Raw genomic sequence first — 16432 nt, forward strand, 5'->3', positions numbered from 1 at the left:
GGGAATTACATCCTCTCCGGGGCGGAGACGCCGAGCAGGTGGAGGCCGTTGGCGATGACCGTCCGGGTGGCGTCGTTGAGCCAGAGCCGGGCCCGGTGCAGGTCGGTGACCTCCTCGTCGCCGCGCGGCAGGATCCGGCAGTTGTCGTAGAACCGGTGGTAGGCCCCGGCGAGCCGCTCCAGGTAGCGGGCCACCAGGTGCGGCCCGCGCAGCTCGGCCGCCGAGGCGACCACGGCCGGAAACTCGGCGAGCGCCTTGAGCAGGTCGTTCTCCTTCTCGTGCACGAGCAGCTCGGCCCGGAAGTCGGCGGCGTCACCCCGGGTCAGCCCCGCCTCGGCCGCGTTGCGGCCGACGCTGGCGGTCCGGGCGGCCACGTACTGGACGTAGTAGACCGGGTTGTCGCGGGTGGCCCGGGTCCAGAGTTCCACGTCGATGTCGATCGGCGAGTCGCTGGAGTAACGGGCCAACGCGTAGCGGGAGGCGTCCACGCCGATCGCGTCGACCAGGTCCTCCAGGGTGACCACGGTGCCGGCCCGCTTGCTCATCCGCACGGGTGCGCCGTCGCGGAGCAGGTTGACCAGCTGGCCGATGAGGATCTCGAGATTGCGCGCCGGGTCGTCGCCGAAGCAGGCGGCCATCGCCTTCATCCGGCCGATGTAGCCGTGGTGGTCGGCGCCCAACATGATCACGACCCGCTCGAAGCCGCGCTCCCGCTTGTCCAGGTAGTAGGCGCAGTCGGCGGCGAAGTAGGTCCACTCACCGTTGGACTTGCGCAGCACCCGGTCCTTGTCGTCACCGAAGTCGGTGGTGCGCAGCCAGGTGGCGCCCTCGGACTCGAAGACGTGCCCGTGCTCGCGCAGCCGGAGCAGCGCCTTCTCCAGCTCGCCCCGGTCGTGCAGGTCCTTCTCGTTGAAGTAGGTGTCGAACTCCACCCCGAAGTCGCGCAGCGAGGACTTGATCTCGCTGAACATCAGCTGGACGCCCTCGACCCGGAACACCTCCTGGGCGGCGTCCTCGGGCAGGTTCAGCACGTCGGGCCGGCGCTTGACGACCTCCGCCGCGATCTCGGCGATGTACGCGCCGCCGTAGCCGTCCTCCGGCGCCGGCTCGCCCTTGGCCGCGGCCAGCAGCGAGCGGGCGAACCGGTCGATCTGCGAGCCGGCGTCGTTGAAATAGTATTCGGTGCCGACGTCGGCCCCGGTGGCCCGGAGCAGGCGGCTGAGCGCGTCACCGACGGCCGCCCAGCGGACCCCGCCGATGTGCACCGGGCCGGTCGGGTTGGCCGAGACGAACTCCAGGTTGATCCGCTGCCCGGCCAGGGTGTCGGAGCGCCCGTACGCCGGGCCGGCCTCGACGATCACCTTGGCCAGCTGGCCGGCGGCGCCCGCGTCGAGCCGGATGTTCAGGAAGCCCGGGCCGGCGATCTCCACCGACTTGACCCCCGGCGCCCGGCCCAGCTGGTCGGCCAGGGCCGACGCCAGCTCCCGCGGGGGGACGCCCACCTTCTTGCTGAGCTGCAACGCCAGCGTCGAGGCGTAGTCGCCGTGATCGGGGTTACGGGGTCGCTCGACGGTGGTCTGCGCGGGTAGCGCGGCACGGTCCAGGCCCCGCTCGTCGAAGACGGCGTGGGCTGCGGCGAGGACGACCTCGGCGAGTTCTGCGGGAGTCACTGAACCATGTTATCGGGGGTAGACTCGGGCACCGCGGAGGCGACCCAGCATGTGAACCGGCCCCGCGGTCCCCCTGACCGACCGACCTGACGAGGCACGATGAGCATCAGCACCCCGGGCGGCCCGGAGCGCCGTCCCACCGTGGTCAGCACCGGCAAGAAGCCGGCCGCAGGCCGTCCGGCGGCCGGCGACAAGCCCGCCGCGAAGGCCGGCGCGGGCAAGGCCGGGGGCGGCAAGGGCACGCCACGGCCGGGCGCCGGGGGCAAGGGCCGCAAGCCGGTCACCCCGGTGAAGGTGAGCCAGGGTCGCTCGTGGGGTCCGATCGCCCTGTTCGTCGCGGTCGGCGTGCTCGCCGTCGGCATCATCGGCATCGGCGCCTGGGCCGTCTACCAGGGCGCCCAGCCGTGGCAGAAGCGGGCGGACGCCATCAACGGCATGGTCGACTTCCGCAAGAAGGACAAGGACCTGGTCAAGGGCGGCAACCACCAGCCCGGCACGATCAAGTACGACGTCTCCCCGCCGGTCGCCGGCCCGCACAACCAGGCCTGGCAGAACTGCATGGGTGACGTCTACGACGCCCCGATCGCCAACGAGCACGCGGTGCACAGCCTGGAGCACGGCACCGTCTGGATCACCTACCGCCCGGACCTGCCCGCCGACCAGGTGGAGAAGCTCAAGAGCAAGGTGCAGGGCAAGGAGAAGCTGATGCTCAGCCCGTACGAGGGGCTGGACAAGCCGATCTCGCTGCAGGCCTGGGGCTTCCAGCTCAAGGTCGACAACGCCGACGACAGCCGGATCGACGACTTCATCAAGACGCTGCGGGTGAACGCCTCGATCGAGGGCCCGAACGCCCTCTGCGACCAGGGCGTCACCGCCACCGGCCCCACCCCGCGGGACAACCTGCAGAACAACATGCCCGAGCAGCCGACCCAGTAAGGACGTCGCGATGACCGCTCCGGTGACCACCGACAGCGAGCTCGACGAGGCACCGGCCACCGACGAGGGCGGCCGGCCGGCGGCGCGCCGCTACGGCCTGCTGGCCGTGGCCGCCGCCATCGTGGTCGGGCTCCTGCTCGGGTACGCCGGCGGCCTGCTCACGCCGACGCTCACCCGGCCGGGTGACAACTCGGCCGAGGCCGGTTTCGCCCGGGACATGACCGCGCACCACAACCAGGCGGTGGCCATGGGCCTGCTGGCGTTCCGGCAGGGGCAGGACGCGGAGGTCCGCCAGGTCGGCGTCGACATCGCCACCGGCCAGCAGGGCGAGATCGGCACCATGCAGACGTGGCTGCGCTCCTGGAAGCTGGACCCGACCGGCGACCAGCCGGCGATGGCGTGGATGCCGGACGGGGCCGGGCTGGTGAAGAACGGGCTGATGCCCGGCATGGCCACTCCCGAGGAGATGGCGAAGCTGAAGGCGGCCAGCGGACGTGAGTTCGACCTGCTCTTCCTGAACATGATGATCCGGCACCACATCGGCGGCGTGCACATGATCGACGGCATCCTGGCCGAGGGGCACGACGACGACGTGCTCGCGGTGGCCCAGACCATGAAGAACACGCAGCAGAACGACCTGACCAACCTCAGCGCGGCGCTGAAGCGCCTGGGCGGCACCCCGTAACAGACGCGAAAGGCCGGCACCCCGGGTTGGGGGTGCCGGCCTTTCGCGTTGGTCCTACTTGGTCCAGTGCTGGGCCACGATGTCGGTGGCCTGCTTCTCCCACTGCGCGTAGGCGTCGGGGTACGCGCTGACCTGGACGGTCTGGGCGGCGTCGGTCAGGGGCATGGTGTCCCAGCCGTCGACCTGCTTCAGACCCTTGAGGAACGCCAGGGTCGAGTACTCGGGGTCGGTGATCTGCTCCGGCGTGCCCCAACCGCTCGACGGGCGCTGCTGGAACAGACCCAGCGAGTCGTGGTCGTTGCGGTCGCCGAGGTGGCCCAGGTTCTCCAGCTTCGACTCCTGCAGGGCGGTGGCGATCGAGATGACCGCGGCCCGCTCCGGCAGACCGGCCTTCTTCGTCGCGGCGATGATCGCCTTGGCGTTAGCGGTCTGCTCGTCGTTCAGCGTGATGGTCGACTGCTCACCCTGCACGGACGCGACCGCGACGGGCTTACCAGCGGCGTGGGCGGGGGTGTCGGCGTGGGCGGCGACCGGACCGGCGAACACACCACCGGTGAAGGCCAGACCAGCGATACCGAGAATGCTCTTACGCAGGATCGTGTTCATGAGGGGGCTCCATTCGGGGGTCAACACACCGGGGGGTGTGGGCACCGTCAGGCGCGCGAAAAGTCTTGAGGGGATCCGGCAGGCTCGTGGGGCCGGGGGGCCAGTTCACGGGGGCCGGGGTGTCCGGCTGGCTCGCGGGGCGGGGGCCTCGTCGCGGCGCCGGGATGATGTGTAACGACCGGCGGCCGGCCGTCATTCCCCGGGGGCGAGGGTGGCGGCTCGGGGGTGTTCGCCTGCTCGGTCGTTCACCCGTCTATAACGCCGCCGACCCGCCGTCGATTCCGCCGCCGGGGTGCCGCCCACCACCACCGAACCGGACACCCCACCCCACCCGGGCCGCGCGGGTGGACCACCACGGGTGCATCCGGACACCCGCAGACACCCGTGACGTTCCACCCACCGGCCGCCAACCCCGCGAGTGGAACACCATGGGTGCATCCCGGCCGCGGAGACACCCATGACGCTCCACCCAGCGCCCGCCAACGCCGTCGGTGGAACACCATGGGTGTGTCCCGGCCCGGGAGACACCCACCCCGTTCCACCCAGCGCCCGGCAGCCCTGCGAGTGGAACGCCACGGGTGTGCCGGCCGGGAGACACCAGCCCCGCTCCCGCCACCGCCTGCCTACCCCGCCGTTCAAGGTTGGGGCCGCCGGGAGAGCGCCCGGACCTCGCACCGGCCAAGCGCGGCGCAATGACCAGAACACCCCACCCAGCCGGCGGCTACACGGGCCACCGACCGGCTGCCCGTTGCCGGGCCGGGCGCTGCGCGCCCTGGAGCTGGGGCAGTGTGGTGCTCAAGGAGTTTGTGTCGGGTCACGCCCTCGCCGCCGACACGATCTCCTTGATCACCGGGAGGGCGCGGGTGGTATGTCGGATATGCCGCTTTGTAACGTTTTGGGGCTAACGGGTCATTGCGGCGCTCTGAGAAGTTTCTCCATACATATCGTGACCAGTTGCGATTCGGGCTCGTTGCGCAGGACGTGGGGGTTGCACTCAGAGACGCAGGGCGGTCGGTGACCAGCTGGTGCCGACGCCACACCATCGGCGGTGACGGGGCGGTGGCAGCCGTCCGTCGCGGACTGCGGCAGGGCGAGCCGGGAACGCTCAGCCGCGAACAGGAACTCGAACTGATCGACGTGTTGCGGGGCGTCCACCCCGACGAGTTCGGCATCGACGAGGAGCTCTGGACGCGCCAGAGCCTGACCACTCTCATCGAGCGCCGGTTCGGGCTGAGCATGGACGCCGGCCTCGTCGGGGCGTACCTGCGGGCCTGGGGGTTGGGGCCGCGCGAGCCGCGCGAGCGCGCCTGCGGCCTCTGCGTCGGCGCGGTCGAGCGCTGGGTACGCAGCGAGTACCCGGCGATCACCCGGGCGGCCCAGGAGCACGCCGCGGAGGTCTACTGGATCGGCCGGGTGCGCCTGCGGGGCACCATGCCGGCCGCGGACGTGGTGTCGGCGGTGTCGTCCCGTGGACGGGTGCGGTTCATGGTCACCACGCCCTCGGTGGACCCGCCACTGCCCCGGGACTTCGTCCTGCGGTTGAGCGGCGCCGAGGAGCGTACGGTGCACCTCATCGTGGACGGCTCCTGGCCGCGCAACGAGTGGCCCCGGCGGTTGCCCCGTCGGATCGTGCTGCACCCGCTGCCGAGCTGCGGGCGCGCCCTCGCCGCCGCCTGAGCCGGCGAAGATCGACTCGCGGATACCGATTCGGTGATCCGGGGAGGGGTTTGCTACTCTTCTCGGGTCGCTGAGCCCCCGTAGCTCAGGGGATAGAGCACCGCCCTCCGGAGGCGGGGGCGCAGGTTCGAATCCTGCCGGGGGCACCAGTCACGTCGAAGCCCGGGCCACAGTGCCCGGGCTTTCGCGTGTGGTCAGCCCGCCTCGCGCCGCGCCTTCGCCCGCCGCTTGCCCTCGTGCATCGCCTGGACCCGGGCCACCGGGATGGTGCGCCCCTCGGCGACCAGGTCGGCCGGCAGCGGCTGCGGGGCGGGCAGCGCCTCCGCCCACGGGTCCCGCTCCCCCAGCAGGCCGGGCACGGTCCGCACGGTGAAGTCGGCCGGCGTCGCCGACTCCAGGTCGGCCCAACCGACCGGGTACGACACCGGCGTGCCGGGCCGGATCCGGGGGCTGTAGGCGGCGACCACCGTCGCCCCGTACGCCCGGGTGGAGTCGACGAAGACGCGGCCGCCGCGGTCGGCCACGATGAACGCGGTGGTGGCCAGCGCCGGGTCGAGCCGTTCGGTACGGGCCGCGAGCGCCCGGGTCGCGGCGGCGGCCTCCTCGGCCGTGGTGGCCGGTTCCACCGGCACGATCACGTGCAGGCCCTTGGCCCCGCTGGTCTTCACGGCGCCGGCCAGGCCGGCGTCGGTGAGCGCCTGCCGCACCAGCAGCGCGACCCGGACCGCCGCCGGGTAGGAGTCGCCCTCCGGCGGGTCCAGGTCGAGCACCAGATGGGTGGGGTGCTCGGGCTGACCGGCGTGGGCCAGTGTCGGGTGGTATTCCACCGCCCTCTGGTTGGCGAACCAGAGCAGCGTCCGCCGGTCGTCGCAGAGGGCGTACGCGATGCGCCGGTGCGACGCCTCCGCCCAGACGTCGGTGCGGCGCACCCAGTCCGGCGTGTACTTCGGCAGGTTCTTCTGCATGAACGGCTCCTGCCCGGGCCGCACCCGCAGCACCGACAGCGGCCGGTCCCGCAGCTCCGGCAGGATCCGCCCGTGCACCGCGTCGAGGTAGTCGACCAGGTCACGCTTGGTCGCGCCCGCCCCGTCGAACAGCGGCTGGTCCAGGTTGGTCAGCGACACCCCGGCCCGGGTCTCGTCAGCGGCGGCCATCCGCCCACCTTCCCGGGCCGGGCCCGTCTCGGCAACCCCGACACGGTCGCCGGCGGTCAGACCCAGAACGTGTCGTGTCGCAGGAAGAACTCGGCCCGCTCCTCCTCGCTGCGGTCGGAGAGGTCGCGCAGCCCCTCGAAGTAGCCTTCCCGGGGCGCGCCGGGGGCGAAGTGCAGCAGCATCGACGCGGGCTCGCCGGACTCGTTGCGGAACGCGTGCACCCCGCCCTCGGGGACGTGCACGAAGTCGCCGGGCTCCGCGTCGATCCAGCGGCGGCCGTCGTAGATGCGCACGGTGCCGGCGAGGATGAAGAAGGACTCCGAGATGGACCGGTGGAAGTGCGGGGCCGGGCCCGACGGTTGCGGACCCATCTCCCAGCGGTAGAGCCCGAACTGGCCGTTGGTGGTCGCCCCGGTGGCGAGGTAGCCGGCCGAGCCGCCGCCGGTGTGAACCAGTTCCGGCGGGTGCCCGGCCGGTCGGAACGTCGCGGTCGTCTCGCCCCGGTCCCCGGTGTAACGCGGCGGTGGATACGTCACGGTCCCTCCTCTGCCGGTGGAATCCCGACCGTACGTCCGTTTCGCTCGGGCCGCCGCCCCGTCCCGCGCGCTTTGTCACCGGGCCCCCGGCCTGTGACGATGAGGGCGTGCGTGAGGAACAGGCGAACCGGTGTGGGCCCGGCGCGGCGGACCAGGCCCGGGCCTGCACCGTGCGGGAGGCGTTGGACCGGGTCGGCGGCAAGTGGAGCATCGGCATCCTGATCGCCGCCTCGACCGGTCCGGTCCGCTTCACCGAGCTGGAGCGGCGGGTGGAGGGGATCAGCCGGCGGATGCTCACGCTGACCCTGCGCAACCTGGAGCGCGACGGCCTGCTCGTCCGGCACGTGCACCCCACCGTGCCGCCGAAGGTCGAGTACACCGCCACCCCGATGGCCCGGGAGCTGTACGAGTCGCTGGTCGCCCTCACCCGCTGGGCCGAGCGGCACCGGGAGGCGATCAGCGCGGCCCGGACGACGTACGACCGGGAGCACGGCACGTCGGCGGGCTGAGTCAGGCCCGGACCCGCTCGGCCCACTCGATGTGGTGGTCGAAGAGCCAGGCCTGCGCGGCGCCCCCGTTGCGCGCCAGGAGACGGGCGAACACCGGCATGCCGAGGTCCCGGACCAGGCGCCCGACCGGGCCGGCCACCTTGGCGGTGCTGGTCCGCCGCCCCTGCGCGACCACCCGCTCCACCCGAGCGCGGCGCAGCCGCTCGTACGCCGCGAACGCGGCCGGCACGTCCGGCAGGTCGCGCAGGCAGCGGGCGAGCTGGACGGCGTCCTCGAAGGCCATCGCCGCACCCTGCCCCGAGGAGGGCGCGGCGGTGTGCGCGGCGTCGCCGATCACGACCATGCGGTCCCGGTGCCAGACCGGCACCGAGGGCAGGTCGTACGTGGGCCAGCCGTACTCGATCCGCGGGGTGTGGTCGAGGATCGCCGCCGCCGGGCCGGGATCGTCGGCGAGCAGGGCGTGCAGCCGGGAGCGGGCCTCCTCCGGGCCGACCGCGGCGAGCTGCTCCCGGCTCTGCTCGACCGGCTGCGGCGGGTTGGCGAACCACCACACCTCGTCCTCCCCCACCACGATCCAGCAGAAGAAGCAGCGTCGGCCGAACATCATCTGCATGGTGCCGCGCTCGTCGGGCAGGCGCAGCCCGCGGGCGAACCCGCCGGCGTTGAGCAGTGGCACCCGGCGCGGCGCGGGGGCGGCCGGGTCGATGAGCGTGCGGACCCGGGACCGCAGCCCGTCGGCGCCGACCAGCAGGTCGCCGTGCTCGGTGCGACCGTCGGCGAACCGGGCGGTCACCCCGCCCTCGGTCGGCGCGGCGCCGGTCAGCCGGGATCCGTGGACGAACTCGACACCCCGGCTCAGCGCCTCGTCCCGCAGCGCGCGGTAGAGGTCGGAGCGGCCGACCGTGCGGCTGCCCGCCGCGTCGAACGCGGCGAGCCGGCGCCCCCGGTGGTTGTGCATGACCATCCGCGGCGTGGGATGCCCGAGCCCGGCGACCAGGTCGTCGAGCCCGACGGCGCGCAGCGCGTCCAGCCCGTTGACCGAGAGCGTGAGGAACGCGCCCACCCCGACGGCGTCCCGCTCGTACGCCTCGTGGACGACCGCGTCGATTCCGGCGCGCAGAAGTGCCATGGCGGCGACGGGACCGGCCAGTCCCGCACCGACGACGAGAGCCTTAGTCATGTGATGACTATACATAGAATGACTAAGAGAGAACAGGGTCACCTAGGGTGGGCACATGACGGCTCGTCGCTCGCCGCTGGCGATGATGGTGCTGGCCCTCCTGGTCGAGGAGCCGATGCACGCGTACCGGATGCAGCAGCTCGTCCGGGAGCGGGAGAAGCAGGACGTGGTCAACGTCGCGCAGCGCAACAGCATCTACCAGGCCATCGAGCGGCTGCGCCGGGACGAGCTGATCCGGGTCGCGGAGACGACACGCGCGGAGGGCCGGCCGGAACGGACCGTGTACGCGCTCACCCCGGCCGGTCGCCGCGCCCTCGACGCCTGGCTCGCCGAGGCGCTCGCCACCCCCGCGCGGGAGTTCCCCGAGTTCCCCGCCGCGCTGTCCTTCCTGCCCATCCTGCCGCCGGAGGAGGCGGCCCGGCGGCTCGACCAGCGGGCCGACGCGATCGAGGCGCGGCTGCGCGAACGCGAGGCGGCGCTGGGCGCGGTCGACCTGCCCCGACTCTTCCTGGTCGAGGACGAGTACCAGCTCGCCCTGCTCCGCACCGAACTGGACTGGGTACGCGGCCTGGTGGCCGACCTGCGGTCGGGCGCGCTCACCTGGTCGGGCGACTGGCTCGCCGACTGGACCGGGGCGCCGACCACCTGACCTGCGGCGACGCGGCGCTGTGGCGAAGACCACGTCTTCCGTCTGACCGATCGGTCAGGTGCTGACCGATCGGTCAGGCATGCTGGAGGACATGGCACGCGCGACCCCGGCCACCCACGACGAGCTGCTCACCGCGGCGGCCCGTCGGTTCGCCGTCACCGGCTACAAGGGCACCTCGTTGCAGGACATCGCCCGCGAGGTGGGCTGCTCCAAGGCCACCGTGCTCTACCACTTCGCCAGCAAGGACGCCCTGCTCTGCGAGCTGATGGCCCCGGCCATCGCGGTGCTGGAGGAACTCGACACCCGCCTCGCCGGACGCACCGGGGCGGACGCCCAGCGGGTCGCCGCGGAGGGCTTCGTCGACCTGGCGGTCCGCTTCCGCCGGGAGATCGCGCTGCTCCGGGGCGAGTTCCCGGACCTGCTCCAGCAGCCGGCGTTCGCGCACATCCAGCAGATCTCCGAACGGCTGGTCGCCGCCTTCGCCGGTTTCTCCGACCGGCCGGCGGCCCGCGTCGCCGCGCTGGTCGTCCTCGCCGGCATCGCCGAGACCTGCGGCGAGTTCCTGGACATCCCCGACGAGGAGCTGCGACCCGCGCTGCTCGCCGTGGCACACCGCGCGCTCGAACCCACCACCTGATTGCACTGTCCAACCCGAGGACGAAGGAAGGTCCATGGCGACCCTGCTGTACCGGCTCGGCCGGGCATCCCTGCGCCGGCGGCGACTCGTCGCCGTCGTCTGGCTCGTCGTACTCGTCGGTCTCGGCCTGGCCGCGGCCACGCTGAAGGGCCCGACGGCGAGCAACTTCACCATGCCGGGCACCGAGTCGCAGAAGGCGATCGACCTGCTCGCCGACCGCTTCCCGGCGGCCAGCGGCGCGACCGGCACCATCGCGGTGAAGGCGCCCCAGGACGGCGCGCTCACCACCCCGGCCGGTCAGGCGGTGGTCGGACAGCTCACCCAGGAGGCGGCCACGCTGCCCGGCGTGGTCGGTGCGGTCGACCCGTACCAGGCCCGGGCGCTCACGCCCGACGGCCGGTACGCGCTGATCCAGGTGCAGTTCGCCGGCCGGGCGGACGACGTCACGACCGAGCAGCGCGACGCGTACGAGAAGGTCGGCGCGCAGGCCGAGGCGCAGGGCTGGCAGGTCGCCCCCGGTGGCGAGGTGCTCAACGCCGAGCCGGAGGTCGGCTCGACCGAGGCCATCGGCGTGCTGGTCGCGGCGATCGTCCTGATCATCACGTTCGGCTCGCTGGTCGCGGCCGGGATGACCATGCTGAACGCGCTGATCGGCGTCGGCGTCGGCATGGCCGGCCTGTTCGCGCTCAGCGGCGCGGTCGAGCTGACCAGCACCGCCCCGATCCTGGCGTTGATGCTCGGCCTCGCGGTGGGCATCGACTACTCGCTCTTCATCACCTCCCGGCACCGGCAGAACCTGCTCGACGGGCTCTCCCCCGAGGAGGCCGTCGGCCGGGCGGTCGGCACCGCCGGCTCCGCCGTGGTCTTCGCCGGCGCGACCGTCGTGGTGGCCCTGGCCGGCCTGGCCGTGGTGGGTATTCCGTTCCTCACCGTGATGGGCCTGGCCGCCGCCGGCACCGTCACCGTGGCCGTGCTGGTGGCGATCACCCTGGCCCCGGCGCTGCTCGGCTTCGCCGGCCGCAAGGTGCTGCCGCGCAAGCTGCGCAACCGGGAGGCGGTCGCGGACCCGGGCACCGGCTCGGAGGACCGTTCCGGCTTCGGGTTCCGCTGGGCGCACTGGGTGACCCGGTTCCGCATCCCGGTGATCCTGGTCGGCCTGCTCGGCCTCGGGCTGCTCGCGATCCCCGCCCAGGACATGCGCCTGGCCCTGCCGGACGCGTCCGCCGCCGCCGAGGGCACCCCGGCCCGGGTCAGCAACGACCTGATCCAGGAGGGCTTCGGCCCCGGCTTCACCGGCCGGCTCGCGGTCGTCGTGACGGCCGACTCCCCGCAGGCCACCCAGGCGGCCGTGCCGCAGGTCACCGCGCTGATCCAGAAGACCGACGGGGTGCTGGCGGTGGCCCCGCCGCAGCTCGACCCGTCCGGCCGTACCGCGCTGCTGGGCGTGATCCCGAAGACCGGGCCGACCGACGAGGCGACCGAGACGGTCGTGCACGACATCCGCGAGCAGGTCGCCGGCATCCAGAACGCGGAGGTGCTGCTCACCGGCGTCACCGCGATCGGCATCGACGTGTCGGAGAAGCTCTCCGACGCGCTGCCGGTCTACCTGCTGCTGGTGGTGGGCCTGTCCGTGCTGCTGCTGATGCTGGTGTTCCGGTCGATCCTGGTGCCGGTGAAGGCGGCGCTGGGCTTCCTGCTCACCGTGGCGGCCACGTTCGGCATCACGGTCGCGGTGTTCCAGCAGGGTCACCTGGCCGACCTGGTCGGTCTGGACACCCCGGCCCCGCTGGTCAGCTTCCTGCCGATCCTGCTCATCGGCATCCTGTTCGGCCTGGCCATGGACTACGAGGTCTTCCTGGTGTCGCGGATGCGCGAGGACTACGTGCACGGCGACACCGCGCGTCAGGCCACCATCAACGGGATGGGGCACGGCGCCCGGGTGGTCACCGCCGCCGCGCTGATCATGATCTCGGTGTTCGGCGGCTTCGTCTTCCTGGAGGACCCGATCATCAAGTCGATGGGCTTCGCGCTCGCGATCGGCGTCGCCATCGACGCGTTCGTGGTCCGGATGACCATCGTCCCGGCGGTGATGTCGCTGCTGAACAACGCCGCCTGGTGGCTGCCGCGCTGGCTGAACCGGATCCTGCCCAACGTGGACGTCGAGGGCGAGGGCCTGCGCGCCCACCTCGCCGAGCGCGAGCCCGCCGAGGTGAGGTGAAAGGAGGGGCCCCCTGTTAACGCCTGGCGCATAACAGGGGGCCCCTCCTAACGCCTGACCTCACACACCGGCCGGGTACGTCTCCATCTCGCCCGGCGTCACCAGCGCCGGCAGCGGGTGCAGCGCGGTCGTCTCGTCGCACCAGACGAACGCGTCGTACCGCTCACCGAGCCGGGTCGGCACGTAGTTGCCCCAGGACTCGAAGCTCGGGTCGTACACCACGCCGATGGCCCGGTGGTCGACCTCGCCGGTCACCCACTCCGGCTGGTCCTCCCCGCCGAAGACCAGCACCGCCCGGTCCGGCATCAGCTCGTGCAGCCGGCGCTCGACCGACCCCTCGCGGGCCGGCGGCACCACCATCGTCTCGGCCGGCGAACCCCAGCGCGGGGCGGCGACCACGGTGCCCCGGTAGCTGCCGAAGCCGATCAGCGCCACCGCGTCCCGGCCGTGCCGTTCCCGCGCGAGCTGACCGATGTTCACCATGCCGTCCGCCGCCATCTCGGTGGCCCGGGCGTCCCCGACGTGCGTGTTGTGGGCCCAGACGACGCCGCGCGCGTCCGGGCCGTAGCGGTCGAGCAGCCGGTCCAGCGTGTCCGCCATGTGGATGTCCCGGACGTTCCACGACTCCGGCCCGCCGCAGACCATGGCCCGGTAGTAGCGCTCCGCGCCGGCCACCACCTCCGCGTTCTGCCAGGCCGAGAAGCGGTCCAGGCCGTCCGCGGCGGCCTGTTCCCGGGTACGCGCCAGCAGCCGGACCACCTCCTCCTCGCAGCGGGCGGAGACGAACCGGCTGGCCAACCCGTACTCCTCGACCTGCTTGCCGTACGGCTCGAAGCAGCGGTAGGCCTCCTGGGCCGCCTCCAGCGACGCCGGGTCCTCCTCGCCCAGGTAGTCGAAGATGGCCTGCATCGACTCCCAGAGGGAGTAGACGTCGAGGCCGTGGAATCCGGCCCGTTCCCCCTCCGGCCGCTCCAGGTTCCAGGCCCGCAGCCAGCGGCAGAAGCGGGCCACCTCGGCGTTCGCCCACATCCAGGTGGGCCAGCGTTCGAACCGTTCCAGCGCGACCAGCGGGTCGGCCAGTCCGCCCGGCGCACCCACCACGGACCGGTGCACCCGGTCGCAGTCCGGCCAGTCCCCCTCCACCGCCACGAAGTCGAACCCCTGCTCGGCGATGAGGCGCCGGGTCACCTGCTCCCGCAACCGGTAGTAGTCGTAGGTGCCGTGCGTCGCCTCGCCGATCATCACGATGCGGGCGTCCCGGACGCGTTCCAGCAACGGGTCGAAGTCGCTCGGCGCGCCGAGCCGCTGTACCAGCATGCCCGCGGCTACCCGGGACCGGTCGGGGCAAACCGGCGTCCCGGGGCATGCCACCCCGCCCAGCGGGTAGCCGCGCGGCATGACCGTCAGCGGCGCGCAGTTGCAGGAGTTCCTGGCCGGGCTCGACTACCCGGTCTCCCGGGAGGACCTGGTCCGGTGGGCCCAGGAGAACGGCGCCAGCACCGAGACGCTCCAGACGCTGCGGACGCTGCCGGCCGAGGAGTTCGGCACGCCGGCGGAGCTGGGCGAGGCGCTCGTCGTCGTGACCCGTTGAGCGGGAGCCCGCCTCTCACCGCACCGTGACCGCGACGGTGTGGTGGCCGGTGGCGCCGTCGGGGAACGGTGGGCGGCGGTCCTCGGGCTGCGGCGCGCCGGTGCCGTCGGTGGCGCGTACCCGCAGGCGGTGCGGGCCGGCCGGGGCGGACCAGGCGAACCGCCACTGGACCCAGGTGTCGGAGGAGGCGGTGGGCAGCAGCTCCGCCGTCCGCCACGGGCCGTCGTCCACCGAGACCTCCACCGCCGCGATGCCCCGGTGCTGGGCCCACGCCACGCCGGCCACGGTCACCGGACCGGCGGGAAGTCGGGCGAACGGCGCGGGCCGGTCGATCCGCGACGCCGTCTTCACCGGCGCCTCCCGGGCCCAGCCCCGCCGCACCCAGTACGCGTCGAACGCGTCGAAGGTGGTCACCTCCAGCTCGGTGACCCATTTGCACGCCCCGGCGTAGCCGTACAGGCCGGGGGTGAGCATCCGGACCGGAAAGCCGTGCACGAACGGCAGCGGTGCGCCGTCCATGCCCACCGCGAGCATGGCGTCCCGTCCGTCGAGGAGGGTGGCGATCGGCGTACCGATGGTCATCCCCTCGTCGGAGCGGGCCACCAGCTGATCGGCGCCGGCCCGGATGCCGGCGGCGCGCAGCAGCGGGGCCAGCGGCGCGCCGAGCCACCGGGTGGTCCCCACGTACGGGCCACCGACCTCGTTGGACACACAGCTCAGCGTGACGTCGCGCTCGATCAGCCCTCGGTCGAGCAGGTCGGCGAAGGTCAGCTCGACCGGCCGCTCCACCATCCCGTGCAGCCGCAGCCGCCAGGCGTCCACGTCCAGCCGCGGCACGGTCAGCGCGGTGTCCACCCGGTAGAAGTCCGCGGTCGGGGTGCGGAACCCCGGCCCCACCCCGGCGGGCAGCGGACGGGCCGGCGAGGCCGGGGCGGGCAGCCGGACGGCGTCCCGGGCGCGGGTGGCGTCGGCCAGGTTCAGCCGGCGCAGCGCGACCGTGCCGGCCCCGGCCAGGGTGGTCCCGACCGCCACCAGCGCGGCGTTGCGCAGCACCGCCCGCCGCGTCGCCGCCGGGCGGCGGGAACGGGCCACGCCGGAACCGGTCGAACGTGCCGCGCCCGCACCGGCCGCGCCCGGACCGGCCGCGTCGGCCCCGGACGCCGCCCGGCCCACCCCCACGGGGTCGGGTGCGGCGCCCGGGGCGGCCGGCCGGCCGGGCAGCGGCAGCCAGCGCAGGAGGGCGGCGGCCACGGCGGCGCCGGCCAGGGCCGGCAGGGCGTCGGCCGGGCGGGCGTCGGGGCGGCTCAGGGCGGCGGCGGCGCCGGCGATCCCGAGCACCGCCGGCCCGAGCAGGCCCAGCGTCGGGCGACGGCGGACGGCGACGCCGGTGAGCGCGGCCAGCACGACCACCGCCACCGCGATTCCGCCCAGGAGCAGCGGCTTGTCGTAGGTGCCGAGGGTGCGCACCGCCCACTCCTTGACCGGGGTCGGCGCGCCGTCCACGACGGCGCCACCGACCGCGACCAGGGGTGCCGCCTGTGGCCGGACGGCGGTGGCGAGCAGTTCCGCGACCGCCACCCCGGCGGCCGCCGCGAGCAGCCCCGTCCCGGCGGCCGCCGAGGTGCGGCGGATCATCGGTTCCTCCCCTCACCGGCCGGTCCGGGTCAGGACTTCGGCATCAGCACGGAGTCGACGATGTAGACGGTGGCGTTGGCGGTCTGCACGTTGCCGCAGACGACCGTCGAGGCGCCGTTCACGGTGAACTCGGTACCGCTGCCGGCGACCGTCACCTCGCCGCCCTGGAGGGTCTTGTGCGTGCCGGCGAGCTGATCCGGGCTGAGTCGCCCCTCCACCACGTGGTAGGTCAGCACGTCGGTGAGCATCTTCTTGTCGGCGAGGACCTTGTCCAGATCGGCCTTGGGCAGCTTGCCGAAGGCGTCGTTGGTCGGCGCGAAGACCGTCACCCCCGGGGCGCTGTTCAGCGAGTCGACCAGTCCGGCCTGCTTGACGGCGGTGACCAGCGTGCTCAACACCGGGTTGCCGGACGCCGCGGTCGCCACCGGCACCTTGGCCATGGCCGCGAAACTGCCGGGGTTCGACGCGTCGGTCGGCACCGCGGCACAGCCGGGTCCGAACTGACCGTCGGCCATCGCCGGGGCGCTGCTGGCCGGCGCGGAACTCATCGGGGCGCTGCCGGCCGGCGCGGCGGCGCCGCTGTCCTCGCCGTCCCCGCCGCAGGCGGCGAGTCCGAGGCCGAGCATGGCGGCGAGGGCGACGGCGGTGAGCTTCACAGGGCGCATCGGGTGAATCCCTTCAAGTGGTGAACTGTCGGTCTGGAAGGGATTCGGCGCGGATCGCCGCGCGGATGGGTCCGGTACGGAAAA

At 73.2% G+C, this 16432-nt stretch carries 16 protein-coding genes and 1 tRNA gene; 9 read left to right on the plus strand and 8 right to left on the minus strand.

The window, feature by feature from the left end:
* Window positions 1-5 precede the first annotated feature (5 nt).
* Window positions 6-1670 carry an arginine--tRNA ligase gene (argS, locus tag ACN27B_RS04075; RefSeq protein WP_422743550.1) on the minus strand — a complete coding sequence of 555 codons (1665 nt, stop codon included), beginning with the start codon at window positions 1668-1670 and terminating at the stop codon, window positions 6-8.
* Window positions 1671-1769: 99 nt separating this feature from the next.
* Between argS and ACN27B_RS04080 the strand changes: the two genes are divergently transcribed.
* Window positions 1770-2606: a DUF3105 domain-containing protein gene (locus ACN27B_RS04080; RefSeq protein WP_422743552.1), complete on the plus strand. Its 837-nt coding sequence runs from the start codon at window positions 1770-1772 to the stop codon at window positions 2604-2606.
* 10 nt (window positions 2607-2616) lie between these two features.
* On the plus strand, window positions 2617-3291 hold the full coding sequence (locus tag ACN27B_RS04085) for a DUF305 domain-containing protein (protein ID WP_422743554.1): 675 nt from the start codon (window positions 2617-2619) through the stop codon (window positions 3289-3291).
* A gap of 54 nt (window positions 3292-3345) precedes the next feature.
* Here the strand turns inward: ACN27B_RS04085 and ACN27B_RS04090 are convergent, their stop codons facing one another.
* Window positions 3346-3897, minus strand: a complete 552-nt coding sequence (locus ACN27B_RS04090) for a hypothetical protein (protein ID WP_422743556.1) — start codon at window positions 3895-3897, stop codon at window positions 3346-3348.
* Window positions 3898-4878: 981 nt separating this feature from the next.
* On the opposite strand from ACN27B_RS04090, the gene ACN27B_RS04095 reads away from it, so the two are divergent.
* Window positions 4879-5574 carry a winged helix-turn-helix domain-containing protein gene (locus ACN27B_RS04095; RefSeq protein WP_099163851.1) on the plus strand — a complete coding sequence of 232 codons (696 nt, stop codon included), beginning with the start codon at window positions 4879-4881 and terminating at the stop codon, window positions 5572-5574.
* Window positions 5575-5648: 74 nt separating this feature from the next.
* A tRNA-Arg gene (locus tag ACN27B_RS04100) sits at window positions 5649-5723 on the plus strand.
* 45 nt (window positions 5724-5768) lie between these two features.
* Here the strand turns inward: ACN27B_RS04100 and ligD are convergent.
* Window positions 5769-6728, minus strand: a complete 960-nt coding sequence (gene ligD, locus ACN27B_RS04105) for a non-homologous end-joining DNA ligase (RefSeq protein WP_422743558.1) — start codon at window positions 6726-6728, stop codon at window positions 5769-5771.
* Between the two features lie 56 nt (window positions 6729-6784).
* On the minus strand, window positions 6785-7264 hold the full coding sequence (locus ACN27B_RS04110) for a cupin domain-containing protein (RefSeq protein ID WP_422743560.1): 480 nt from the start codon (window positions 7262-7264) through the stop codon (window positions 6785-6787).
* Between the two features lie 107 nt (window positions 7265-7371).
* Here ACN27B_RS04110 and ACN27B_RS04115 point away from each other — a divergent pair, with 107 nt between their 5' ends.
* The gene (locus tag ACN27B_RS04115) at window positions 7372-7773 is read left to right on the plus strand and encodes a winged helix-turn-helix transcriptional regulator (protein ID WP_422743562.1); all 402 of its coding nucleotides are present in this window, start codon (window positions 7372-7374) and stop codon (window positions 7771-7773) included.
* Window position 7774: 1 nt separating this feature from the next.
* On the opposite strand, the gene ACN27B_RS04120 is transcribed toward ACN27B_RS04115, so the two are convergent.
* Window positions 7775-8953, minus strand: coding sequence for an FAD-dependent oxidoreductase (locus tag ACN27B_RS04120; RefSeq protein WP_099163847.1), 1179 nt, complete (start codon window positions 8951-8953; stop codon window positions 7775-7777).
* Window positions 8954-9008: 55 nt separating this feature from the next.
* Here ACN27B_RS04120 and ACN27B_RS04125 point away from each other — a divergent pair, with 55 nt between their 5' ends.
* The 3 genes from ACN27B_RS04125 (at window position 9009) to ACN27B_RS04135 (ending at window position 12457) form a co-directional block, all read left to right on the plus strand.
* Window positions 9009-9602, plus strand: coding sequence for a PadR family transcriptional regulator (locus ACN27B_RS04125; RefSeq protein WP_422743564.1), 594 nt, complete (start codon window positions 9009-9011; stop codon window positions 9600-9602).
* Between the two features lie 91 nt (window positions 9603-9693).
* Complete coding sequence (locus ACN27B_RS04130) at window positions 9694-10239, plus strand: TetR/AcrR family transcriptional regulator (protein WP_099164926.1); 546 nt, start codon at window positions 9694-9696, stop codon at window positions 10237-10239.
* Window positions 10240-10273: 34 nt separating this feature from the next.
* Window positions 10274-12457, plus strand: coding sequence for an MMPL family transporter (locus ACN27B_RS04135; RefSeq protein WP_355522270.1), 2184 nt, complete (start codon window positions 10274-10276; stop codon window positions 12455-12457).
* 60 nt (window positions 12458-12517) lie between these two features.
* On the opposite strand, the gene ACN27B_RS04140 is transcribed toward ACN27B_RS04135, so the two are convergent.
* Entirely contained in the window at window positions 12518-13774 is a 1257-nt protein-coding gene (locus ACN27B_RS04140; protein WP_422743567.1) for an erythromycin esterase family protein, read from the minus strand.
* A 79-nt stretch (window positions 13775-13853) separates the two neighbouring features.
* Here ACN27B_RS04140 and ACN27B_RS04145 point away from each other — a divergent pair, with 79 nt between their 5' ends.
* Window positions 13854-14048 (plus strand): DUF2795 domain-containing protein, encoded by a 195-nt coding sequence (locus ACN27B_RS04145; RefSeq protein WP_091571113.1) that lies wholly within the window; start codon window positions 13854-13856, stop codon window positions 14046-14048.
* A gap of 15 nt (window positions 14049-14063) precedes the next feature.
* On the opposite strand, the gene ACN27B_RS04150 is transcribed toward ACN27B_RS04145, so the two are convergent.
* Together ACN27B_RS04150 and ACN27B_RS04155 are read right to left on the minus strand one after the other, a co-directional pair.
* Window positions 14064-15683, minus strand: coding sequence for a molybdopterin-dependent oxidoreductase (locus ACN27B_RS04150; protein WP_422743569.1), 1620 nt, complete (start codon window positions 15681-15683; stop codon window positions 14064-14066).
* A 29-nt stretch (window positions 15684-15712) separates the two neighbouring features.
* The gene (locus ACN27B_RS04155; protein ID WP_091571105.1) at window positions 15713-16348 is read right to left on the minus strand and encodes a fasciclin domain-containing protein; all 636 of its coding nucleotides are present in this window, start codon (window positions 16346-16348) and stop codon (window positions 15713-15715) included.
* Between the last annotated feature and the right edge of the window lie 84 nt (window positions 16349-16432).

Origin of the sequence: Micromonospora sp. WMMD754 (assembly GCF_049315235.1) — a bacterium.
GTDB lineage: Bacteria > Actinomycetota > Actinomycetes > Mycobacteriales > Micromonosporaceae > Micromonospora > Micromonospora sediminicola.

What these genes read in the sequence shown, in the direction of transcription:
- ACN27B_RS04080 (WP_422743552.1), top strand. Translation starts at nt 1,770, where the DNA reads ATGAGCATCAGCACCCCGGGCGGCCCGGAGCGCCGTCCCACCGTGGTC.
- ACN27B_RS04085 (WP_422743554.1), top strand. Translation starts at nt 2,617, where the DNA reads ATGACCGCTCCGGTGACCACCGACAGCGAGCTCGACGAGGCACCGGCC.
- ACN27B_RS04090 (WP_422743556.1), bottom strand. Translation starts at nt 3,897, where the DNA reads ATGAACACGATCCTGCGTAAGAGCATTCTCGGTATCGCTGGTCTGGCC.
- ligD (WP_422743558.1), bottom strand. Translation starts at nt 6,728, where the DNA reads ATGGCCGCCGCTGACGAGACCCGGGCCGGGGTGTCGCTGACCAACCTG.
- ACN27B_RS04120 (WP_099163847.1), bottom strand. Translation starts at nt 8,953, where the DNA reads ATGACTAAGGCTCTCGTCGTCGGTGCGGGACTGGCCGGTCCCGTCGCC.
- ACN27B_RS04125 (WP_422743564.1), top strand. Translation starts at nt 9,009, where the DNA reads ATGACGGCTCGTCGCTCGCCGCTGGCGATGATGGTGCTGGCCCTCCTG.
- ACN27B_RS04130 (WP_099164926.1), top strand. Translation starts at nt 9,694, where the DNA reads ATGGCACGCGCGACCCCGGCCACCCACGACGAGCTGCTCACCGCGGCG.
- ACN27B_RS04135 (WP_355522270.1), top strand. Translation starts at nt 10,274, where the DNA reads ATGGCGACCCTGCTGTACCGGCTCGGCCGGGCATCCCTGCGCCGGCGG.
- ACN27B_RS04140 (WP_422743567.1), bottom strand. Translation starts at nt 13,774, where the DNA reads ATGCTGGTACAGCGGCTCGGCGCGCCGAGCGACTTCGACCCGTTGCTG.
- ACN27B_RS04145 (WP_091571113.1), top strand. Translation starts at nt 13,854, where the DNA reads ATGACCGTCAGCGGCGCGCAGTTGCAGGAGTTCCTGGCCGGGCTCGAC.
- ACN27B_RS04150 (WP_422743569.1), bottom strand. Translation starts at nt 15,683, where the DNA reads ATGATCCGCCGCACCTCGGCGGCCGCCGGGACGGGGCTGCTCGCGGCG.
- ACN27B_RS04155 (WP_091571105.1), bottom strand. Translation starts at nt 16,348, where the DNA reads ATGCGCCCTGTGAAGCTCACCGCCGTCGCCCTCGCCGCCATGCTCGGC.